Annotated in this window: 17 protein-coding genes and 1 riboswitch; of the genes, 7 read left to right on the top strand and 10 right to left on the bottom strand. The window is 66.0% G+C overall.

The window, feature by feature from the left end; all coding sequences use genetic code 11:
* A partial coding sequence (locus B0E47_RS01420; RefSeq protein ID WP_077511772.1) for a 2OG-Fe dioxygenase family protein occupies positions 1-676 on the bottom strand: 676 nt, incomplete at its 3' end.
* 240 nt (positions 677-916) lie between these two features.
* A riboswitch (SAM riboswitch) is annotated at positions 917-1,033 on the top strand.
* An 84-nt stretch (positions 1,034-1,117) separates the two neighbouring features.
* Here B0E47_RS01420 and B0E47_RS01415 point away from each other — a divergent pair.
* From B0E47_RS01415 to B0E47_RS01405, 3 genes are all read left to right on the top strand, one after another.
* Positions 1,118-2,149: a homoserine O-succinyltransferase gene (locus tag B0E47_RS01415; RefSeq protein ID WP_077511768.1), complete on the top strand. Its 1,032-nt coding sequence runs from the start codon at positions 1,118-1,120 to the stop codon at positions 2,147-2,149.
* 157 nt (positions 2,150-2,306) lie between these two features.
* Positions 2,307-3,494 carry a cystathionine gamma-synthase gene (gene metB, locus B0E47_RS01410; protein ID WP_077511766.1) on the top strand — a complete coding sequence of 396 codons (1,188 nt, stop codon included), beginning with the start codon at positions 2,307-2,309 and terminating at the stop codon, positions 3,492-3,494.
* Positions 3,491-4,603: a homoserine dehydrogenase gene (locus tag B0E47_RS01405; RefSeq protein WP_077511764.1), complete on the top strand. Its 1,113-nt coding sequence runs from the start codon at positions 3,491-3,493 to the stop codon at positions 4,601-4,603. Before metB ends, B0E47_RS01405 begins: the two co-directional genes overlap by 4 nt.
* 36 nt (positions 4,604-4,639) lie before the next feature.
* Here B0E47_RS01405 and B0E47_RS01400 read toward each other — a convergent pair whose 3' ends face one another.
* From B0E47_RS01400 to B0E47_RS01390, 3 genes are all read right to left on the bottom strand, one after another.
* Complete coding sequence (locus B0E47_RS01400; protein WP_077511762.1) at positions 4,640-6,901, bottom strand: alpha-N-acetylglucosaminidase; 2,262 nt, start codon at positions 6,899-6,901, stop codon at positions 4,640-4,642.
* Positions 6,902-7,014: 113 nt separating this feature from the next.
* A complete protein-coding gene (locus B0E47_RS01395; RefSeq protein ID WP_077511760.1) occupies positions 7,015-8,679 on the bottom strand; it encodes an APC family permease in 1,665 nt (554 codons plus the stop codon).
* Between the two features lie 219 nt (positions 8,680-8,898).
* Entirely contained in the window at positions 8,899-11,850 is a 2,952-nt protein-coding gene (locus B0E47_RS01390; protein WP_077511758.1) for a DEAD/DEAH box helicase family protein, read from the bottom strand.
* A gap of 85 nt (positions 11,851-11,935) precedes the next feature.
* On the opposite strand from B0E47_RS01390, the gene B0E47_RS01385 reads away from it, so the two are divergent.
* Together B0E47_RS01385 and B0E47_RS01380 are read left to right on the top strand one after the other, a co-directional pair.
* Complete coding sequence (locus tag B0E47_RS01385; RefSeq protein ID WP_077511756.1) at positions 11,936-12,217, top strand: type II toxin-antitoxin system RelE/ParE family toxin; 282 nt, start codon at positions 11,936-11,938, stop codon at positions 12,215-12,217.
* A 12-nt stretch (positions 12,218-12,229) separates the two neighbouring features.
* A complete protein-coding gene (locus B0E47_RS01380; protein ID WP_077511754.1) occupies positions 12,230-12,535 on the top strand; it encodes a HigA family addiction module antitoxin in 306 nt (101 codons plus the stop codon).
* A 26-nt stretch (positions 12,536-12,561) separates the two neighbouring features.
* On the opposite strand, the gene B0E47_RS01375 is transcribed toward B0E47_RS01380, so the two are convergent.
* Positions 12,562-14,673: a site-specific DNA-methyltransferase gene (locus tag B0E47_RS01375; protein ID WP_168170989.1), complete on the bottom strand. Its 2,112-nt coding sequence runs from the start codon at positions 14,671-14,673 to the stop codon at positions 12,562-12,564.
* A 90-nt stretch (positions 14,674-14,763) separates the two neighbouring features.
* Here B0E47_RS01375 and B0E47_RS01370 point away from each other — a divergent pair, with 90 nt between their 5' ends.
* A complete protein-coding gene (locus tag B0E47_RS01370; protein ID WP_077511752.1) occupies positions 14,764-15,213 on the top strand; it encodes a hypothetical protein in 450 nt (149 codons plus the stop codon).
* A gap of 389 nt (positions 15,214-15,602) precedes the next feature.
* On the opposite strand, the gene B0E47_RS01365 is transcribed toward B0E47_RS01370, so the two are convergent.
* Positions 15,603-16,985: an L-serine ammonia-lyase gene (locus B0E47_RS01365; protein WP_077511750.1), complete on the bottom strand. Its 1,383-nt coding sequence runs from the start codon at positions 16,983-16,985 to the stop codon at positions 15,603-15,605.
* A gap of 77 nt (positions 16,986-17,062) precedes the next feature.
* On the opposite strand from B0E47_RS01365, the gene B0E47_RS01360 reads away from it, so the two are divergent.
* Entirely contained in the window at positions 17,063-17,299 is a 237-nt protein-coding gene (locus tag B0E47_RS01360; RefSeq protein WP_077511748.1) for a glutaredoxin family protein, read from the top strand.
* A gap of 81 nt (positions 17,300-17,380) precedes the next feature.
* Here B0E47_RS01360 and B0E47_RS01355 read toward each other — a convergent pair whose 3' ends face one another.
* Genes B0E47_RS01355 through B0E47_RS01340 form a run of 4 tightly spaced genes read right to left on the bottom strand, consistent with a single transcriptional unit; the run spans position 17,381 to position 20,495 of the window.
* Positions 17,381-18,745 (bottom strand): GTP-binding protein, encoded by a 1,365-nt coding sequence (locus B0E47_RS01355; RefSeq protein ID WP_077511746.1) that lies wholly within the window; start codon positions 18,743-18,745, stop codon positions 17,381-17,383.
* Positions 18,746-18,754: 9 nt separating this feature from the next.
* The gene (locus tag B0E47_RS01350; RefSeq protein ID WP_077511744.1) at positions 18,755-19,303 is read right to left on the bottom strand and encodes a YceI family protein; all 549 of its coding nucleotides are present in this window, start codon (positions 19,301-19,303) and stop codon (positions 18,755-18,757) included.
* Entirely contained in the window at positions 19,300-19,878 is a 579-nt protein-coding gene (locus B0E47_RS01345; RefSeq protein WP_077511742.1) for a cytochrome b, read from the bottom strand. The genes B0E47_RS01350 and B0E47_RS01345 overlap by 4 nt, the downstream gene beginning before the upstream one ends.
* The gene (locus B0E47_RS01340) at positions 19,875-20,495 is read right to left on the bottom strand and encodes a YceI family protein (RefSeq protein ID WP_077511740.1); all 621 of its coding nucleotides are present in this window, start codon (positions 20,493-20,495) and stop codon (positions 19,875-19,877) included. Before B0E47_RS01340 ends, B0E47_RS01345 begins: the two co-directional genes overlap by 4 nt.
* Positions 20,496-21,391: the final 896 nt, after the last annotated feature.

The raw sequence follows: 21,391 nt of genomic DNA, 5'->3' as shown, positions 1-21,391 counted from the left end.
AGGGGGGATCGAGCGGGGTGACCGCGGTGACGCCGTGGCAGACCCGGGCATCGTCGACCAGGGCTGCATCCAGTGCATGGGTAAGCGTGAAGCTGCCCAGCAGGCTGCCGTCGTGGGCGTGGATGGTGGTGGTGCCGCTCTCGATGTTGCTGCGGTCGATCAGCAGCACCAGCACGTAATCGACGCCGTCGCGATGCACGCCTTCCGGGGTCGGCTCGCCCGCTTCGTCGGCGCGTGCCTCGATCCGGAACTGGTGCACTTCGATGTGCCAGTAGCGGGTATCGGGCGCCAGTGCGCCGAACAGCTCCCGGCTGAAGGCGAGGATGCGGCGCAGGCTGGCCCCGTCGGCGATGGCCGGCTGTACCGGCTCGAACCAGCGCTGGATGTCGCCTTGCAGCGCGTTGTAGGTGAGGCTCTGGTAATGCGGCTGGTGCGGTTCGCGGCGGATCTCGCCGCTCGCATCGGCGGCAAACACCGCATGCCGCCGGCGCCGGTGCCGGCCGAGTGCCGCCAGGTAGGCGTCGGGCGCCAGGTCGTTCCAGCTGGCGGCGAATGCGCTCCAGTCGTCCATGTCCTGCGTGGACAGCCACTGGCGCATGGTGTCGGCGGTGGCAAAGGCAAAGCCGTCGCGATGCAGGCGGGCCTGCAAGGCGGCGCGGTCGGGGTGGGGAGTCATGGCCGCCACGTTAGCAGGATCGCCATCGGCGGCCAATCCACGCCCGGCGCCCTGGCCCCGGTACCTTCCTGTTTCGCCTCGCAGTCTGCCGCGGATGGCGCAAACAGGCGCACATCGGCCCTGGCGTGCCGTCGGTCGTACGGCTTCGCGCCGACAAGTTCATGCGGCATGTGAACACATATACGTTTAGATGTTTAGACGTCTATTGACAACATTCGAAGGAACGATCACCATCCGGCCTACTCATCGAGACCGGCTGAGGGACAGGCCCATTGAAGCCGGGGCAACCTGCGGAATGTTTCCGCCACGGTGCCAACTCCTGCGGAGGTGCCTGGCGCACCTGCCGGTAGATGGGCGTCATCGGTTCCGCAGCAACCAGCTGCCGATGCGAGGGCGACCTTTCCGGTATTTCGCGGGGCGATGCCTGCCGGAGAGGGTTTCATGACGCTGCAGAGCCAGACCAGCCACGCCGAAGACCAGCATGTCGCCTTTGCCGGCTTGCCCGGGCTGCTGCCCGCGCAGCCGGAGCCGTTCGTGCAACGCGGGTCGCTCAGGCTGGTACTGACGCCGAAGTACGGCGAGGGCAGTCGTGAAGTCGACGTCAGCTATGCCTGGTATGGCGCGGCGGGCGCGCCCACGGTGATCGTGCAGGGCGGCATCTCGGCCGACCGCGAAGTGACTGCGCTGGATGATCGGGCGACGCCGGGTTGGTGGCAGGCCCTGGTCGGCACGGGTGCAGCGATTGATCTCGCCCGCTGGCGGGTACTGGCGATCGACTGGCTGGACACCGCCCAACTCGGTGCCCGTGCGGTGTCCAGTGCCGATCAGGCCGACGCGTTGGCCGCCCTGCTGCAGAGGCTGGGCGTGACGCAGGCGCATGCCTTCGTCGGATCTTCCTACGGAGCGATGGTGGCGCTGGCGTTCGGGGCCCGCCATCCGCGGCGGGTCGGCAGGCTGGTGCTGCTGGCCGGCGCGCACCGGCCGCACCCGCTCAGCACCGCGCAGCGCAGCGTGCAGCGCGGCATCGTGCGGCTCGGTCAGGCCAGTGGCCACGCCGACGAGGCACTGGCGCTGGCACGTCAGCTGGCGATTACCACCTACCGCGGCAGCGCCGAATTCGGTCGGCGCTTCGCCGGTGCCCCCGAGTTGCGCGAGGAGCGTTTTCATTTTCCGGTCGAGGACTATCTCGAGCATCAGGGGCGCCGCTTCGTGGAACGGTTCGATGCCGAGCGCTTCCTGGCGCTGTCCGAGTCGATCGACCTGCACGAGGTGGCGCCGGAAGACGTTCCCGTGCCGGCCACCCTGATCGGCTTCCCGTCGGATCGACTGGTGCCGCTGGCCGACCTGTGCGAGCTGCAGCGGCGCCTGCGCGGTCCGGCCACGCTCGAAGTGGTCGAGTCGCCGTACGGCCACGACGCCTTCCTGAAAGAACCCGAGCAGCTCGCGCCGCTGTTGCGCGAGGCGCTGGCATGACAGCCATTCGGCGCACGGGTAGGAGCCCGCTCGCGGGCGATGCTCCTGCTCTGATGCACAACGTGGATCAAAGCCAAAGCATCGCCCGCGAGCGGGCTCCTACAAACGAAGCACAACCCTTGACAATCCATGCGATCGGCACGACCCGGAGACTTCGATGAGCAATCCATCCCCCTGTACCCGCGCCGTGCGCGCCGGCATCGAGAGCGACACCCAGCACGGCGCCGTGGTGCCGGCGCTGCACTTGTCGACGAACTACAGCTTCGAAGGTTTCGGGCGCAAGCGCGCCTATGACTATTCGCGCAGCGGCAACCCCACGCGCGACCTGCTTGGCGAGGCGCTGGCGGATCTGGAGCAGGGCGCCGGCGCGGTGGTCACTTCCAGCGGCATGTCGGCGGTGGCGCTGGCGTTGGAGCTGGTGCCGCCCGGCGCCGCGGTGCTGGCGGCGCACGATTGCTACGGCGGCACCTGGCGGCTGCTCGATGCGTGGGCGAAGAAGGGCCGCTTCACGGTCGAGTTCGCCGACCTCACCGACAACGTGGCGCTGGCTGCCGGGCTGGCCAAGAGGCCGGCGCTGGTATTGGTGGAGACGCCGTCCAACCCGCTGCTGCGCATCACCGACATCCGCCACGTGGCGCAGGCGGCGCATGCCGCCGGTGCGCTGCTGGTGGTCGACAACACCTTCCTGTCGCCGGCTCTGCAGCAGCCCTTGCTGCTCGGCGCGGACGTGGTGGTGCATTCCACCACCAAGTACATCAACGGCCACAGCGACGTGGTCGGCGGCGCGGTGGTGGCGAAAGACGCCGCGGTGGCCGAGCAGCTCAAGTGGTGGGCGAACTGCATCGGCCTCACCGGCGCGCCGTTCGACAGCTACCTGACCTTGCGCGGCCTGCGCACATTGGGCGTGCGCCTGCGCCAGCACCAGGAGAATGCCGAACGCATCGCCGAACAGCTGGACGCCCATGCGGCCGTGCGCAAGGTGTACTACCCGGGTCTGGCCAACCACCCCGGCCATGCGCTGGCGGCGCGCCAGCAGCAGGGCTTCGGCGCCATGCTCAGCTTCGAGCTGGAAGGCGACGTGACGCAGATCGAGGCCTTCGTCGATGGCCTGCAGTATTTTTCGCTGGCCGAATCGCTGGGCGGGGTGGAGAGCCTGATCGCGCATCCGGCCACGATGACGCATGCGTCGATGGCACCGGAGGCACGCCGCACCGCCGGTATCGCCGACAGCCTGCTGCGCGTTTCGGTGGGCATCGAGGACGGCGACGACCTGCTGCGCGATCTCGATGCCGCGCTGGATCGCGCGGTGGCGGTAAAGACGTCCAAACGCCGGGTGCTTGCATGAGCGCGGTGCTGGATGTCTCGCCGACGACGGCGCCTGCAAGGCGGCCCGTCGCGGCTGAGGCCGTTCCCGCCAAAGCCCCGGCCATCGCGATCGTGCTGCTCGGCACCGGCGTGGTCGGCGGTGCCCTGCTGAAACTGCTCAACACGCCGGCCGCCGCCTCGCTGCGGCTGGTCGGTGCCGCCAACTCGCGTCGCCAGCAGACCGATCCGACAAGCCTGGCCCAGCGCGGTTTGCGCGAGCAGCTGAATCGCGAAGGCGCGCCGCGCGACAACGCCAGCCTGTTCGCCGCGCTGGATGCCAGCGGCGCGGCGGCGAAGGTGATCGTCGACGCCACCGCCAGCGCATCGTTGGCCGCCCGTCACGCCGAATGGCTGGCGCGCGGCTATCACGTGGTCACCGCCAACAAGGCGCTGGCCGGCGGCGATCTGTCCGGCTGGCGCGCGCTGCAGGCGGCGCTGGCGCATGGTACCCGCTACGGTGATTCGGCCACCGTCGGTGCCGGCCTGCCGGTACTGTCCACGTTGCGTCGCCTGCGTACCTGCGGCGATGCGCTGCTCACCCTGGAAGGCGTGTTCAGCGGTTCGCTGTCGTGGCTGTTCAACCAGTACGACGGCAGCCGTCCGTTCTCCGCACTGCTGCGCGAAGCGCGCCAGCTCGGTTATACCGAACCGGACCCGCGTTCGGACCTGTCCGGCGAGGATGTGGCGCGCAAGCTGCTGATCCTCGCCCGCAATGCCGGTTTTCATCTGGGCAGCGACGAGGTGCAGGTGGACAACCTGGTGCCTGCGGCCTTGCGTACGCTGGATGTCGAATCATTTCTTGCGCGGCTTGAAGAACTCGACGCACCCATCGCGAGCCTGCACGCGCAAGCGCAATCGCGCCAATGCGTGCTGCGCTTCCTCGCCCGGCTCAACCAGCGCGGCCATGCCCGCGTCGGCCTGGTCGAAGTGCCGCTGACCCATCCGGCGGCGCGCCTGTACGGCACCGACAACCAGTTCGCGCTCAGCACCACCCGCTACAACACCCAGCCGCTGGTGATCCAGGGTCCGGGCGCGGGACCGGAGGTGACCGCGCAGGCCTTGCTGGGGGATGTGCTGGCGCTGGGGTGATTCCGGCTCGGCGGCCCGTGCATCGACCCTTTCAGGTCAGGGGTGGCCGCTCATGCCAGCACGTGTTGCGCTCGCTCCGACCGGTTGATCCGCCGGGGATTCGTCATCCGCATGCAGTGAGTTGGCCACCTCGGTCGCGATGCTCCACGAATCACCTTGCGGCTCGGTCGCATAGTGCTGGCTGCCGTGATTCCACGCATCGCCCATCGCGTACCAGTCGATGGGTTTCGCAGGCTGGCCGGTGCGCAAGGCGGTGTCGAGCGAGGCGAAGTAGCGCTGCCAGCGCGGCAGGTAATAGTCGCGGGTCAGGCCGGCCCAGTCCTTGTTGCCGTAGTCGTGCAGGTCGGCGCCCTCGCTGGCCTTGCGCTCGCCCCAGGTGGTGAGGATCGAGCGGGCGTCGTGGTTCAGCCGCGCCAGCTCGTCGGGGCTGGAGGCCCACGCCGGCACCCGCGCCAGCCAGCGGCCGAGCAGGAAGTCACGGTTGCTGGCGAGCAGCCGGTCCTGCAGTCGCATCAGCCGCAGCCAGCGTGCGCTCAGCGCCTCGAAACGGGGCCGGTCCTTTTCGTCGTACGCCGACTTGATCCGCGGCAGCAGCAGGCGGCTTTCGTTGGCCAGGGTCTGGCGGGCGATGTCGACCAGGTCGTGGCGATAGGTCGCGCTGCCGCGCAGCGCGGGTGCCACCGCGAGCATCTCGGGCAGCGCGCGGGCGAATGTCCGCGGGTCGTAGCGCATCGCTTCGGGCGACCAGTGCGAGGCGCGGTTGGTGGTGAGGCTGGGCTGCGCGTCGAACAGCGATTCCTGCGCGGCGTCGCGCTCGCTGTTGAATTCGACCTTGTCGATGCGGATGTCGTAGGCGGTGTCGAGCAGGATCCGCCACGCTGCCAGCGCGTGCGGATCGGCCGCGCCGTAACGGCGGCGCACGTAGTCGGCGGTCCACTGCGGCAGGTCGACCGGGGCGCTGCGCCAGGCCATTTCGGTGAACAGGTCGAAGGCGAACGGATTGGTGTCCATGCCCTCGGTGAACACGGCGGTGCCGGCCATGTTCGGGTTGGTCCGCCCCATCCGCTGCAGGCGCGCGGTGATGTTGCGGGTGTCGGCGCCCAGGGTGGTGCGGCCACCGAATTCCCACAGCCCGCCGAACAGGAACGGGGCGCCCTGGAAGTCCTTCTCGCGATCGTCGCGCGGTACGCGGTCGTGGTCGATGTCGATGATGAACAGGTGCTTGCGGTCGACCCCCGAGAGCAGGTCCTGGCGCGGATTGCCCTGCCAGGCCAGCATCATCCAGCCGGCCCCCGGATGGGCCTTCTGCAACGCCGCCTGCACGTCGCGCGCTGCCTCGGGCACCGGCACGTCGCCGGAGCTGCCGCCTTCCTGGAACACCTCCATGTCGTAGATGGAGCTGTCGCCGAACAGCTCGCGCTGGTGGCGATAGAACGAGGCCGCGATCTTCGCGAACATCGGGTCGCGCGGATCGAGCCAGCCGGGCCGGGTGAAGCCCGCCCAGTCGCCTTGCGGCAGCACGTGTGCGGACGGGAATTTCCTGTCGAAGTCGGCCGGCACGATGCCGTAGAAGCCGGGCAGCACCGGGGTGATGCCCAGCTCGCGCAGGCGCGCGACGATCCGCTGCGCCGAGGCCGCCCGTTTCGCCAGCAGTGCTTGGCTGATCGGCCCGTCGAAGCAGCACAGGTTGCCCATCAGCTGCCAGTTCTGGTGTGCGGGCTGGGTGATCCACGCGCGGATCTCGCGGTCGCTGTAGCCGAAGTCGCGGAAGGTCCGGTACAGCACGCTGTCCATGCCGCGCTCGACGATCATCGCGTTGATGCCCGAAAACGCCAGCAGGTCGATCTCGTGCTGCCAGCGTGGCCAGTCCCAGTACGGCATGGTGTAACCGTCGGTGTTCTGGTTCAGCGCGTAACGGTAGCGGTAGCGCGTTTCCCGCTCGATCGGATGCGGTGGCAGCGGCAGCACGCGCGCGGTGCCGAGCCGGTCGCCGTTGGGCGAGATCTGCAGCTTCGCCACGTACTTGAGGTACCAGTTGACGCCGAACAGCAGCGCGCTGGTCGTGCTGCCCTCGACCCGGACGTGGCCGTCGGCATCGGAGATGCGAAAGCGTTCGTGGCCGTCTTTCGGCGCGATCGTGCCGAGTTCGATCTGCGCCGCCTGATCCGGCAGCAGCCGATGCAGCACGCCGGCGGCCGGGCGCAGATCGAAGCCCGGTGCATCCGCGGCATGGGCTGCGGACAACGACAGCAGCAAGCCGAACAGGATTTTTGCGGGATGCCGGACAACAGGGCGCATGGGCCCAAGCATAGCCCGGTGGCGAATGCCGATCATCCCGGACTTGCTGCGGCAGCGACCAGAGAAAACGCGCAGCTCGTCGCCGCGCGTTTTTGCCGGGCTTGCCGCAGGCCTCAGTGTCCGGTGATGCGCTCCGCGGTTTCCTCGTCCGGCGGTACCAGCGGTGCGTTCGGATCGACCTTCGCCTCCAGCTCCGCCGCTTCCACCGACGGCGTGCGCCAGCCGGACTTCACGCCCCACAGGTAGAACACCAAGCCGATCACCGCGACCAGCAGCAGGTCCCAGCCATACGGCAGGTAACCCTTGCCGCCGAAGATGGTGCTGCCGGCCCACGACACGATGGCCAGCGTGGGCAGGTAGCACACCAGCCACCAGGCGCCCTTCATCTGCCGCCCGAAATCGTGCCAGCCGGCCTTGGCCTGGTAGTAGAAGTACACCGGCAACGCGACCACCATCAGCAGGATGATCTCGCCGGTCAGCGGCCACTTCGCCCAGTACAGCAGCTCGGTGGACATGATGAAGGCGACGCCGGCCAGGATCGGCAGGCCGGCCAGCCGGAACGGGCGGTGCAGTCCGGGCGCGGTACGGCGCAGCGTCATCACGCTGACCGGGCCGGTGAGGTAGGAGATGATCGTGGCCACCGAGATCACCGCGGCGAGCGAGCCCCAGCCGCGGAAGAAGAACAGGAACAGGAACGACACCGCCAGGTTCACCCACATCGCCGGCCGCGGCACGCCCCACTTCGGGTGCACGCGACCGAGGATCTTCGGCAGCGTGCCGTTGCGCTCCATGCCATACAGCATGCGCGCGGTGGTGGCGGTATAGGTCATGCCGGTGCCGCTGGGGCTGATCACCGCATCGATGAACAGCAAGGTCGCCAGCCACTGCAGGCCGAGGATGATCGCCAGGTCGGCGAACGGCGAGCTGAAGTCGATGCCGTGCCAGCCCACGTTGGCCAGCATCTCGCGCGGCACCGCGCCGATGAAGGAGATCTGCAGCAGCACATAGACCACGGTGGCCAGCGCGATCGAGCAGACGATCGCGAACGGAATGCTGCGGCCCGGATTGCGCGCTTCGCCGGCCAGGTTCACCGGGCTCTGGAAGCCGTTGAAGCTGAACACGATGCCGGCGATCGCCACCGCGGTGAGGATCGAGGGGAAATCCGTCTTGTGCAGTTCGCCATGGATGCCGACGCTGAAATTCTCCGGGTGGAAGCCGGTCATCATCAGCAGCACCGCGGTGAGCGCGGGGATGACCAGCTTGAACAGCGTGATCGCGGTATTCGAGCGGGCGAACAGCTTCACGCTCCAGAAGTTGAACAGGAAATACATGATCACCAGCGCGGCGGCGATCAGCAGGCCGTTGGTGCTCAGTTCGCCGTGGCCGCCCGGAACCCGGTGATACAGGTCCTTCGCCCACTGCCACTTCCACGACGACATGTACTGCGCGGAAGCCTCGGCTTCGACCGAAATCACCGAGACGATCGCGATCCAGTTCGCCCATGCGGCGACGAAGCCGACCAGCGAACCGTGCGAATAATGCCCGTAGCGCACCATGCCGCCGGACTCGGGAAACATCGCGCCCAGTTCGGCATAGGTCAGCGCGATCGTCATGATGATCGCCGCCCCCAGCACCCACGCCCAGATCGCACCGGGGCCGGCGATCTGCGCCGCGCGCCAGGCGCCGAACAACCAGCCCGAGCCGATGATCGAGCCCAGGCCGGTGAGCATCAGGGCGAACGGGCCGACGTCGCGGCGGATCTGGCTAGCCTGGGACATGGAAGCTCCTGCGGAGGGCGTCAAATGCGCCAAAAGAGGCTGATGGTTGCAGAATTCGCGGCCCCGTGTCACCCCCGCAGAAGTCACGAGTGATCACAGATGGTGGTGGAACCAGCAAGGATTACCATCCGTAGGAGCCCGCTCGCGGGCGATGCTTCTCTCGTTTACATGGCAAAGGCATCGCCCGCGAGCGGGCTCCTACGAAAGCGTCGTGGGCTGTCAGTCGCCCAGGACCAAGCCGCCTTGCGACTGTGCCGTCGGTGCGGCGCGAGCACGCGAGAACGCCAGCAATTCACCCAGACGCGCACCTTTGTCCCACCAGTCGTGAAACAGCGATTCGCCGACCAGCGCGTAATGCCATGCGCGATCGCCACGCAGTTCCGGTTCCAGCGTATTGATCCGCTCGCACCAGGTGGTCGCCGCCTTCAGCTTGCGCTGTATGTTCGGGTGGCTGACCTGCTCCTGCGCCTTGGTCTCGACCAGATAGATCGCGTCCGTCGTGCGCACCAGGAAATCCGGAATGTAGAGCGCCGGCATGCCGTCGTCCTTCACATAACGCAGCCGCACGAAGTCATGGCGGTTCTCGCTGATCTTGCAGAACGCCTCGACGCTGGCGTCCAGTTGCGCCCACTCGATGAAGGCTCGCTCCAGCCCGCCGCTGCGGGTCGGGTAGGGCAGACGCGTGTAGATGCACTTGCTCACTTCCAGCGAAGCGCTTTCGCGCACCATCAGCTTGGTCACTTCCGACAGGCGGCGATGGCGCACTTCGGTGATGCCGCTGATGCTGTGTTCCTCGGCGCGTACCAGTGCCAGGCCGAAGATCTTCACGATGTGGTCGAGCACCGGCTGCAACAGCAACAGCCGCCAGCCCTCGTCCTCGAACGGCTCGAACGGTTCTCCGAACAAGCGCTCGCGGATGTAATCGTCCAGTGCGGTGGCCAACGCGGCGGTGTTCATTTGCAGGTACGGGCGATCCAGATGCGGGGAAACCTTGTTGCCCTTCGGTAGCGGGTGGTTTAACGCCTGGCTGACCCGACGGGTCAGCCGCGACAGCAGTTCGTTGTAGCCGCTGACGTTCATCGCCACGCCGTCGACGCGGTAATCGCCGAACAGGGTGTTGCTCTGCAGGTCCTGCGAGGTGAAGGTGTCGCCCTTGCCCAGCAGCTCAGCCAGCTTCGCCCGGCTCATCGCGCTGAACGGCGACAACGCGGCGACGTCGATGGGCAGATGCTCCACGTTCTCCTCGGTCTCGCGCAGGATGAAGGGGATGGCGAAGTCGTACCGCTCGAAATCCTCGCGCAGTTCGGCGGGAATCAGGTCGCCGATGCTGCTGCCTTCGTCGTCGCCGGTCTCGCCGACCAGGCCCTCGCGCATCAGTTCGTCGTAGAAGCTCTGGAAGGCCGGGTGCTCGACGATGGAAAGGATATCGATCAGCGAACCCGGTTCCTCGCCGCGGTTGATCCGCTCGCGATTCTCGCGCTTGATGTCGGCGTATTCCGGGTCGCGCCACATCAGCCGCAGGCCACGGCCGATGGTCTGCTCCAGCAGGATCTGCGCCTGGCTGGAACGCAGCGGCACGATCACGCAGATGTTGTTGACGTCGAAACCTTCGCGCAGCATCAGTACGCTGACGATGACGCGCGGCTGCGCATGCTTGTCCACGTTGAACAGGCGCTGGCGCAACGGCGCCCAGTCCTTTTCGCCCAGCTCGGCCTTCTTGCCCGAATCGACGCGAAGTACATCTTCGTCGTGCAGCCCCTCGTCGAGCAGGAACTCTCTGACCAGTGGCGACACCGTGGTGTCCTCGCACACCACCAACATCTTCGGATGGCGCGTGGCGTCGATGCGGGCGAAATCCGCCTCCAGCTTGCGCAGCTTCTGCAGTCCGGCACGCAGCATCACGCGCTGGCCTTCGGCAAGCGCGACGTTGCCATCGGCATCGCGCTCGGCCTTGAACTCCAGCGATTCCAGCGGCAGCGCGCCGAGTTCCCTGCGTTTGTCCAGCACCAGTGACTTCACCAGGCCCAGGCGCATCGCCGCCTTCAGGTCGAAATCCACCACGATGTGCGGGAAATACAGCTTGCGCTTGTTCCTGCCGCCGCCGACGTCGTTGTACGGCGTGGCCGAAAAATCCATCTGCACGAAGCGGCGACCCTTGCCCGCGGCGATGATCGACAGGCTTTTCTGCCATTCGACCTCGGTAGTCTCGCCTTCCTTCTTCAGCTCGTGGATATGGTGCGCCTCGTCGTTGAACACCATCAGGTCGGGCAGGTCGGCGAGGTAGCTCAATATGTTGCCGCGCGCCCAGCGCCGGTCCAGCACGTCGAGGCTGTTGCCGGTGGCACGACCCGGAACCAGCGGCAGCACGTCGTAGGCCACGCGCGCCGCGTCGGCGACCATGCCGGGCGTGTCGACCCACTCGGTTTCTTCCTGTTCCGCCTCCTCCTCGGCCTCGCTGAGCAGGTGCCAGTTGGTGATCGCGATCATGCCGTTGCCAGTGGCCTTCAGGCCGATCTCCTGCTTCTGGCACACGTTGCCACGCACGAATTGCGCGATGCGTTCGCGCCGTGCCGGCGGGGTGAACAGTTCGGCGTAGCTGGCGATGTCGGAGCTGGCGAAGTCGCGGCTCTTGTTTTCAAGCTCCTTGCCGAGGAAGGCATCGAGCAGGCGCTCGTACACGATCAGCCCCGGTGCCACGATCAGGAAGCGGCGGGTGAAGCGCGGATCGTCGCGCCCCTCGTCCAGCGCCGCGGTCTTGTTCAGCAATTGCCATACCAGCAGCGCCTGCAGCGCCCAGGTCTTGCCGGTGCCGGTGGCCATCTTCAGGCAGTACTTCGGGTGATCGTGCTTGCCTTGCGTCACGTCGGCAAGCCGCGTGCCTTCCAGCAGCGTGTCGGCGCACACCTGCGTGTACAGGTCTTTCAGGTTCGGACTGTCCAGTACCTCGTGCGCCACGATCACGTTGAGGATCGCCTGCTTCTGGCCAGGATGGAAATTGAATGTGCGCGACTGGCAGGCATCCTCGCCGAACCACCAGCGCAACAGCTCGGCCGTCACCGGCGTCACCAGCTCGTAGATATCGGCGATGCCTTGTTCCAGGCCGATGCACAGTTGTTCAGTGCGGCGCGTGAGGGCAGCCGCGAGAACCAGCGGGTTGCTGCCGTCAGACATGGGCTGGCTCCCGGTGCTTGCAAGCAGTAAACGTTTTGTTTATGGTTTGAGCCGAAGGATTTGCCGGGTAAACAGGAGTGACCGGGTGATAAGGAACTTCGCCGACAAGGAAACAGAGCGGTTGTTCGCCACGGAGCAGTGCCGGCGGTTGCCGCCTGACATCCTGTTTCGGGCCTTGGCGCAACTGAACCGGCTGCATGCGGCGACATCTCTCGAGGATCTGAGATCTCCGCCTTCGAATCGGCTGGAGCCATTGAGGGGCGATCGCACGGGCCAATGGAGCATTCGCATCAACCAACAATGGCGACTCTGCTTCCGGTTCGTCGAAGGGGATGCCCTCGACGTCGAAATCGTCGATTACCACTGAGGTGCTGCAATCATGAGCATTCCCGCAACCACGAATGGTTTGCCGCCGATTCACCCCGGCTACTACCTGCGTGAAATTCTCGAGGACCACGGGATGAGTCAGGCCGCGTTTGCCCAAGCGATCGGTGTATCTCCGATGCGCATCTCGCACATTGTCCGGGAGCAGAGGCCAGTGACTGCCGAACTGGCACTGCGCCTGGGTCGCGCCTTCGGGCAGAGCGCGCAGTTCTGGATCAACCTGCAGTCCAGTTACGACTTGAAGATCGCCGAACGCGAGCTCGGCGCCGGCCTGAAGAAGATCCGGCCGCTGGCGGCTTGACGAGGATCGGAGCGTCTCGCGAGCCATCACTTCCCGTCCTCCGCCACCACCTGCACCACCTCGGCCTCGAAGCCGAACACGTCGACCACGCGCACGCAGACGCGGCGCTCGCCGGGCCTGTGCGGCACATTGAAATTGGCGGAGGTCACCACCCGCAGTGGGTCGTCGTCGTTGGCGGTGTTGCCGCGGTAGTCCTGCCAAACGGAGCGGAACACCGCGCCGTCGTAGTCAGGGTCCACCGCCCAGTACTCGATCAGCGCCAGCGGTTCGGCGTTGGCCACCTTGAGCAGCTTCTTCCGGTTCTCGTCGTCGAGATTGATCGCCTCGGGCGAAAGCAGCACGTAGTTGTCCAGCGTGACCTGCAACACTTCCTCTCTCCCTCCCCCGCTTGCGGCGGAGGGCTGGGGAGGGGGTAACACCGTGCGTCGCACCGGCTTGATCGTGAGGTACTGCAGGCTGGAGAAACGCACCTGGCCACGCAGCTTCTCGATGCCGCCTTTCTTGCGCAGGCGGTCGAGCAGGTCGGGCGGGATCACCAGCACTTCCAGCCGGGGGTCGTTCAACGCCGTGATGCTCTGGCCGATCGACGGCTCGAAGTTCCAGCCAAGCACCACCACCCGATCCCAGCCGCCGAGCAGGTGCTCGCGCTGGGCGATCGCCTTGCGCAGGGTGGCGTCGCCGGTGAGCTTGTTCGGCGAGTCCACCAGCACCAGCGTCTTCTTGCCGCCAAACACCACCGCGCCGAGATTGCGCAGTGGGTTGTCTTCCGGTTGCAGGGGTAGCGCGCCGTACAGCGACAGCACGATCCCCGACAGGTCGCCCACGCGGAACTTGCGCCCCAGCGAACTCTTCGCCGCCTCGACCTGGTAGTCGCCGATCGCCTGGTACAGGAACGGCTTCGCACCCTGGTCGATCAGGCGCTTGCGCATGATCATGCAGGCGGGCTTGCCGAGGTCGGTGGTGATCCAGCGGCGGCCGAGTTTTTCGGCGACAGCGGCCGTGGTTCCGGAGCCACCGTTGAAATCGGCGGTGAGCCCGCCGTCGGGGCAAGATGCCTGGATGATCCGTTCAAGGAGCTTTTCGGGCTTCTGCGTCGCGTAGTCGGTCTTTTCGTAAGACCAGCCCCGAAGCATGCTGATGTCGTCCCACCAAGAACCCACCTGGACGCCCTTTGATTCGTCCAGATACTTCTTTTGCATGGGCACGGTGCCGGGGCGCGTTTGAATCACGAGTTTGTCGTCGATCAGCTTTTGCATCCGCTCTCGCGAATATCGCCAAGCACGTTTGACGCCATACACCTCGTAAACAGGGTTGCCTTTTGCTTCACCACCGGGGCCCAGCATGTTCTCGAGTTTGAACTTGCGACCGTCTGGATCTGAATGTTTGTAGAAATCTCTAACGTAATTTTCGGAGAGCGGGAGAAAGAGGGGGTTCCAGTAGCGATCGGGAGATTTCTGGTAAAGGAAAATGGCGTCGTGCAATCGGGAGTAGTGGCGGCTTCCCTGGGTCGCATCGCCCTTCGCATCGCTCCGTTTCCAGACTATTTCGTTGACGAAATTTTCTTTGCCAAATACTTCGTCCATCACCAGCTTGACGTAATGGCTGACGTGCCAATCCAGATGCACATAGATCGAGCCGCTGTCGCTCAATAGCTCCCGCATCAGGATCAGCCGCGGCGTAATCATCGCCAGATAAGACGCGGTCCCATCCGACCACGTATCGGAATACGCGAACTGCTCGATCACCGTCGGCTTCTGCTCCAGCTCCGCGCCGGGCAGCGACACCTTGGTGCGGTAGTCGGCCTTTGAATCGAACGGCGGGTCGATGTAGATCAGGTCGACCTTGCCGCGCAGGCTGGGCGTGTGTTCGTCGCCGGCCAGCAGGGCGGCCATCGCCAGCAGGTTGTCGCCGTAGATCAGCCGGTTGGTCCAGTCGGCGTTGCCTTCGTCGCCCAGGTGCGCCTGCCGGTTCGCCGCGGTGATCCAGTCGCTGTCGCGTGTGTCCTTCGACGGCAACACCCATTCGCGCGTCTGCAGGCTGACCCGGTGGCGGCCTTCCAGGCTCTCCAGAATCTTCTCCGCCTGCTGCCGTCCGCGGACAACGATCTCGGGGAGCTGTTCCAGCAATGACTTGGGCACGTGGTCGTTCCCTGAATTAACTTCAAACGTTAATCATAGTGAACTCACAACGTTAACTGTAGCCGGGAGTGATCGGTAAGTTGCCGAAGGATGAGCAACGTACGCGCCGAATTCTCGAAACGCCTGGCTGCCGCGATGACCGCGCAGGGCTATGAGCCGCGCCCGGGCGTGCTGTCAACGCAGTTCAACGTTCGGTTCAAGGGCGCCTCGGTGAGCTTTACGACCGCCTCGCGCTGGTTGAATGACGGGGCGATTCCCGAGTACGAAAAGCTGGTCGCGCTGGCGGACTGGCTGAAGGCGGATCCCTGTTTCCTGCTGTTCGGTGATCGTGCCTCGCGTGGCGTTCGCGCGGCCAGGCAGGTCAAGGAGGATGCACCGCTCTATGACGATCAGAAGGTTTTCGACATCTACCGCACGCTGCCACCGACGCAGCAGAAGGCCGTGTGCGAGGTGATCATGGCCTTTGCGGCAGCTTCGTCAAGGCGATCAAGCCCGGTTAAGTCCATGGCAGGCGCCAAGCCACCAAACCGCAAGTCCTAGTTCGAAACACCCCGACTTTTGTAGGAGCGCACCCTGTGCGCGATGCTTTTGCGCCGCGAAAAAGCGTCGCGCACAGGGTGCGCTCCTACATGGCGGTTTCAATGGCGAAGGTGTGTAGGGCGGGCATTGCCCGCCACTTTGCGTTCCCGAAGCAAAAGTCGGCGGACGGTGCTCGCCCTACGAAGCGGCTGCCTTCTTGCTGCGCAGTCATGCGCATGCAGTCAGCGGGGTGCGGATCGACGCGATGTCCTGCGTGAAGCATCGCCCGTGAGCGGGCTCCACCCACGCGGGGCCACGTTCTGCCGTAGGAGCCTGCTTGCAGGCGATGCTTCTGCTTTGATGTCCGACAACAAGAGCATCGCCTGCAAGCAGGCTCCTACGTGGCGAGGTCAGCACTCGATGACGTTGACCGCCAAACCGCCCCGCGAAGTTTCCTTGTACTTGTCCTTCATGTCGCGCCCCGTATCCCGCATCGTCTTGATCACCTTGTCCAGCGAGACGCGGTGCTTGCCGTCGCTCTTCAGGGCCATGCGGCTGGCGTTGATCGCCTTGACCGAGCCCATCGCGTTGCGTTCAATGCAGGGGATCTGCACGAGGCCGCCGATCGGGTCGCAGGTGAGGCCGAGGTTGTGTTCCATGCCGATTTCGGCGGCGTTCTCGACCTGCATCACGTTGCCGCCGAGGGCGGCGGTGAGGCCGCCGGCGGCCATCGAGCAGGCGACGCCGACTTCGCCCTGGCAGCCGACTTCGGCGCCGGAGATCGAGGCGTTTTCCTTGTACAGGATGCCGATCGCGGCGGCGGTGAGCAGGTAATTGATGATGCCTTCGTCGTCCGCCTTGGGGCAGAAGCGCAGGTAGTAGTGACCGACCGCGGGCACGATGCCGGCGGCGCCGTTGGTGGGCGCGGTGACCACGCGGCCGCCGGCGGCGTTTTCCTCGTTCACCGCCAGCGCGTAGAGGTTCACCCAATCGAGGATGGTCAGCGGGTCGCGCAGTGCGGCTTCGGGCTGGTTGCGCAGATCCTCCAGCATCGCCGGTGCGCGGCGCGTCACCTTCAGGCCGCCGGGCAGGGTGCCGGGCGAGCGCAGGCCGCGGGCGACGCAATCGGCCATCGCCTTCCAGATCGTCAGCAGGCCGGCGCGGGTTTCCGCCTCGCTGCGCCAGACCGACTCGTTGGCCATCATCAGCTGCGCGATGGTCATGTCGTGCTGCTTGCACAGTGCCAGCATCTGGTCGCCGGTGGAGAACGCATACGGCTGCGCGGTGGTGTCGGCGACGATGCGGTCTTCCGCGGCCTCGTCGTTGTTGACCACGAAGCCGCCGCCGACCGAGTAGTAGTCGCGGCTGGCCAGCTCGTTGCCGTCGGCATCGTAGGCGGAGAAGCGCATGCCGTTGGTGTGGAACGGCAGCTTCTGGCGCTTGTTGAAGATCAGGTCGCGCTTCTCGTCGAAGTCGATCGGGTGGCGGCCCAGTACGCGCAGTTGCTTGTTGCCGCGAATGCGCTCCAGGGTCTGCGGAATATGGTCGGGATCGACGGTATCCGGATGTTGGCCCTCGAAGCCGAGCAGCACCGCCTTGTCGGTGCCGTGGCCGCGCCCCGTCAGCGCCAGCGAGCCGTAAAGTTCGGCCTGCACCCGCGTCACTCGCGCCAGCACGCCTTTCTCGTCGAGCCAGCGTTCGGCGAAGCGCGCGGCGGCGCGCATCGGGCCCACCGTATGCGAAGACGATGGACCGATGCCGATCTTGAACAGGTCGAATACGCTGACGGCCATGGTTGCTGCTGCCGGGGGAGAGGGGTAACGGTTATTCTACGCGGCGTCCCCGCCTTTGGCAGTCCATTCGCAAGCGCATGCCTGATCTGATCCTGTACCAGCGTGATTACTGCCATCTGTGCGATCTCGCGCTGGCCGTGCTGGCCGAGGCGCGTGCACCGGATTTCGAGAGCGTATGGGTGGAGGATTCGGATGAGCTGGAACAGCGCTATGGCATCCGCGTGCCGGTATTGCGCGATGCGCGCGACGGGCGCGAGCTGGACTGGCCGTTCGATGCGGCGGCAGTGCGGACATTTCTCGCGCGCCTCTCGTAGGAGCCCGCTCGCGGGCGATGCTCTTCCGATTTCCGTACAAAAAGCATCGCCCGCGAGCGGGCTCCTACGGGTGTGATGGGATCAGGCGCGGCGCGACTTCAACCGCTTGAGGATTTCCTCGCGCGCCTCGCGCAGGATCGAATCGCGATCAAGACTGGCGACGACCTCGGCGACGGCGCGCTTGGCGCCGGCCTCGCCCCAGGACTTGCCGGCGATCAGGTAACGCTCGGCGGCGCGGCCGATCAGCACGGTGGCATACCAGCCCAGTGCACCCTGCGCCGCCGCGGTGACCACAACCGACAGGCCGGCGCTGACGCCTTTCAAGGCCGAGGCGACCAATTGCATGCCCCAGATCGCGCCCATCAGTGCGGCCAACTGGGCCGAGATCACCGCCACCAGCCGGCCGGATTCGGCGCGCGTCAGCGGCAGGCCGTAGACGCGCGACAGCTGCACCACCATCGCCGCGTCGAGCCCGGCGGCGGCGAGCAGGTCGGCCACCGGGATCGGGTTCAGCGCCACCGCCAGACCCTTGGCGATGCAGTAGTTGTGGATCAGTTTCGCCGCGACCGCCTGCCGGGTTTGCGCGATGCGCGCGCTGACCTGGTCAGTGAGCCGGCCGGCGTACAGGCCGGCATTGATCGCCGACAAGGCCTTGCCCTCGCGGGTGGCGATCGCCAGCAGGCGCTCGCGCAGCGCGGCGACTTCCGGCCTGGATGCTTGCACGCGGTCCTGCTCGCGGCCGTGCGCGTCGACCTCGACCAGCCGCGGCGGCGCGGGCGCGGCGGCTACCGCGAGCACGTCGTCCTCGCGCACCAGGCCGGCCACGCGCTGGCGCAGTTGCGCCAGCAGGTCGGACAGTTCGTCGGCGTTGTAGCGGTCGGCCTTGTTCAGCGCCAGCAGCAGCGGGCGCTGCGTGGCGGCCAGGGTTTTCAGCGCGTCGAGTTCCTCGCGAGTGAGGTCGCCGTCGCAGACGAAGATCACCAGGTCGCTGACTTCGGCCACCTCGAACGCCAGCCGTTCGCGCGCCTCGCCGTCGAGCTCGTTGATGCCGGGAGTGTCGATCAGCACCAGGCCATCGTGGCGCGCCTCGTCGAGCGTGGCCTGCTCGGCGTCGGTGGTGGTGCCGTGCAGGACGCCGACCTGGAACGCGTCGCGACCCAGCAGGGCATTGCCCAGCGCCGACTTGCCGGTCGACACGCGGCCGAACACCGCCACGTGCAGTTCGCCGCGTTCGAGCCGGGCCAGCATGCTTTCGATGCGGCCGAAATCGGCGGCCAGTTCGCTGCGCACCGACGCCGGGATGGTCGGGTCGTCGAGCAGGTTGCGCAAGCTGTCCGCCACACGGGTCGAGCTTGCCCTGTCGCGCGGCGAAGGCGCCGCCGCGGCATGGCCGGGATCAGGCGTGATCCAGCCGCGCAGGCGCTGCCACAGGGTGTCGCTGCCCATCGCGGCGGATTACTTCGCCACCAGTTGCAGATGGGCCTTGATCTTCACCTCGGCGCCGATCACCGAGGTGTCGGCGTAGTCGCCCGTACCCACGCCGAAGTCCAGCCGTTTCACCGTGCCGGCCACGTCCAGCACGGCACCGCCGGCCTGCGGCTTGAACGTGACAGCGAGGCTCACGGGTTTGCTCACGCCGCGCAGGGTGAGGTTGCCGTCGGCGATCACCTGGTCGCCCTGGCGACGAAAGCCGGTGGTGGCGAAGTGCGCGGTGGGAAACTTCGCAGTGTCGAAGAAATCCTTGCCCGGCAGGGCAGAGTCGCGATCGCCGTCGCCGGTCTTCACGCTGGCCAGGGTCACCGCCACGTCGAACTTCGACGCGGCGAGGTTGGCCGGGTCGTAACTGATCGCGGCAGTCCACTGACCGAAATGGCCATCGAACGATTCGCCCTGGAAGGTGTTGCTGAAGCCGAGCGTGCTGGAAGCCGGCTGCACGGTGTAATCGGTGGCCGCGGCGATGCCCGGCAGGGCGAGTGCGAGCAGCAGGATGGCGAGGCGTTTCATCGGCGGTCTCCTTCGGGTGACGGCTTGCGCAGGCGGCCGAACGGCAGCATCCGGCGCAGCACGTTGTCGTTGTCGAACACATGATGCTTCAGCGCGGCGCCCACATGCGCCAGCAGCACCAGCACGAGAAGCCAGAACAGGTATTCGTGCACACCGTGGGCGAAATGACGCAGCGGGTCGCTCTTCGCCCCCAGCGGCGGCAGGTTGAACAGTTTGAACCACTGCAGCGGCTTGCCGGTGACCGAGTTGTACCACCAGCCGCTCAGTGGTATCGCCAGGATCAGCACATACAACGCGCCATGCACGGCGTGCGCGGCAAGCTGCTGCCAGCGCGGCGCCGGTTCGTCGCGCGGGCGGCGATCGCCCCAGCGCCACAGGATCCGCAACAACACCAGCGCCAGCACGGTGAGCCCGATCGACTTGTGCAGGGCCAGCCAGTTGATCTTCTGCATCGGCGAGGAAGCCAGGTCCATCAGCAGGCCGAAAATGCCGTTGCCGAGGATCGCCAGTGCGATGGTCCAATGCAAAAATTTGCTGACCGCGCCCCACTGGTGGTCGTTGCTGCGCAGACTCATGGATGCTCCTTCGGGGTTGTGGGTGCGTGGTCGTCGCGGACCGCTTCCAGCTCCAGCCACACGCTGACGTTCTGGCCGATCGAGTCGCGATTGGCGGTGATGCCGAAATCGTCGCGGTCGAGCGTGGCCGTGGCCGAGAAGCCGACGACCTTGTGCAGCTCGTAAATGGTCCTGGCGGCACGGTTGAAGGTGAACGACAGGTCCAGCGGGCGCGTCGCGCCGCGCACGGTCAGCCGGCCATGCAGCACACCGTGCCGGTCATCGGTGCGCGTGACGCCGGTGCTGACGAAATGCGCGTAACGGTGACGCGCGCAGTCGAGCAGCGCCGGCTTGCACACGGCCTTGTTCCAGCCGGCGTCGCCCATGTCCAGGCTTTGCATGTCGATATCCAGCTCGGTGGCGGCATCGCTCCAGTCGTCCGGATCGAAACGCAGCCAGCCCCCGGCGATGTGCAGCCGGCCGAACGGTCGCGAGTAGCCGTTGTGGCTGATGCTGAAGAGAATCTGGCTGTGCACCGTGTCGTAACGCCAGCCGGCTTCGGCGGCATGCACCGTCGCCAGCGGCAACAGGGTTGCCGCGAGACACCACAGCCAGCGGTTCGAGCGAAGACGGAACATGGACCGAAGTCTGGCCGATTGGCGGCCGGGCTGCCAGCGACCAGGGCTGAACGATGGGTTTCCTTTGTCGGCTAAATGGGGGCGCTGTTTCCCCTTTGTGTGGATTGAAGCAGGAGCTGAGGTGCGGAGCTTTCACCCTCCTGCGGAGGGCGAGTTACTTCTCTTTTGCTTGTCCAAAAGAGAAGTAACCAAGAGAAAACGACACCCCGCTTACGCGCTTTCCGGGCATCCATGCCCGGAAAGTACGCGGTCGGGTTACGGGGTTTGTCGACAGTCCATCGGGCAACCGCTCCTGCGTTGCCTCAACTCCGGCATCCATGCCGTCGCCATGGACTGACGCCAAACTGGTTCGCATCCATGCGAACCACCCTGCGGGCTGATCCTCCACCCGCCCGCCGCTTCAGAGGGGCCCCGGGTAGAGCAGCGGGCCATCGTGGCCCGCACTTTTCAGAAGGGCCAGATCAACAACGGGAGAAACAACAGCGGCAGAGCGACGCTTCGCTCTGGCTCTGGCTCTGGCATTTGGTTTTGCTTCTAGGCTTCATCACTGAGTGCGGGCCACGATGGCCCGCTGCTCTACCCGGGGCCCCTGTGCGGCGGTGAGTCGGGGTCGACAGGCCGCGCAGCGGGAGTCGACAGGAGGTCGACTCCTTTTCGCCAGCACAAGGATGTGCTGTCGAAAAGCCCGGCCCCGGCTCACGGACTTGCTGGGCAGGATGCCCAGCAAGCGCCAAGCGGGGTGGCTTTTCTCTTTGGTTACCTTTCTCTTTGGCCACATGTTTAGACCGGAGACATAGGTAACAAGTGTGCCAGGACATGGGTTACACCTCGACGCTGGTTCATAGCCTGCTCGAGGTGCCATTTCATGCCGTGGAAGGAAACCACATCCATGTCCC

The sequence above is a fragment of the Rhodanobacter sp. B05 genome (genome assembly GCF_002001085.1).
Classification (GTDB): domain Bacteria; phylum Pseudomonadota; class Gammaproteobacteria; order Xanthomonadales; family Rhodanobacteraceae; genus Rhodanobacter.
Note: the sequence above shows the minus strand (reverse complement) of the source record. Positions and strands in the feature narration are given on the sequence as shown.

Coding starts and splice junctions, on each gene's coding strand:
- B0E47_RS01395 (WP_077511760.1), bottom strand. CDS start 8,679: ATGTCCCAGGCTAGCCAGATCCGCCGCGACGTCGGCCCGTTCGCCCTG.
- B0E47_RS01365 (WP_077511750.1), bottom strand. CDS start 16,985: ATGGCCGTCAGCGTATTCGACCTGTTCAAGATCGGCATCGGTCCATCG.
- B0E47_RS01360 (WP_077511748.1), top strand. CDS start 17,063: ATGCCTGATCTGATCCTGTACCAGCGTGATTACTGCCATCTGTGCGAT.
- B0E47_RS01345 (WP_077511742.1), bottom strand. CDS start 19,878: ATGAGTCTGCGCAGCAACGACCACCAGTGGGGCGCGGTCAGCAAATTT.
- B0E47_RS01415 (WP_077511768.1), top strand. CDS start 1,118: ATGACGCTGCAGAGCCAGACCAGCCACGCCGAAGACCAGCATGTCGCC.
- B0E47_RS01350 (WP_077511744.1), bottom strand. CDS start 19,303: ATGAAACGCCTCGCCATCCTGCTGCTCGCACTCGCCCTGCCGGGCATC.
- B0E47_RS01400 (WP_077511762.1), bottom strand. CDS start 6,901: ATGCGCCCTGTTGTCCGGCATCCCGCAAAAATCCTGTTCGGCTTGCTG.
- B0E47_RS01355 (WP_077511746.1), bottom strand. CDS start 18,745: ATGGGCAGCGACACCCTGTGGCAGCGCCTGCGCGGCTGGATCACGCCT.
- B0E47_RS01370 (WP_077511752.1), top strand. CDS start 14,764: ATGAGCAACGTACGCGCCGAATTCTCGAAACGCCTGGCTGCCGCGATG.
- B0E47_RS01340 (WP_077511740.1), bottom strand. CDS start 20,495: ATGTTCCGTCTTCGCTCGAACCGCTGGCTGTGGTGTCTCGCGGCAACC.
- B0E47_RS01380 (WP_077511754.1), top strand. CDS start 12,230: ATGAGCATTCCCGCAACCACGAATGGTTTGCCGCCGATTCACCCCGGC.
- B0E47_RS01405 (WP_077511764.1), top strand. CDS start 3,491: ATGAGCGCGGTGCTGGATGTCTCGCCGACGACGGCGCCTGCAAGGCGG.
- metB (WP_077511766.1), top strand. CDS start 2,307: ATGAGCAATCCATCCCCCTGTACCCGCGCCGTGCGCGCCGGCATCGAG.
- B0E47_RS01390 (WP_077511758.1), bottom strand. CDS start 11,850: ATGTCTGACGGCAGCAACCCGCTGGTTCTCGCGGCTGCCCTCACGCGC.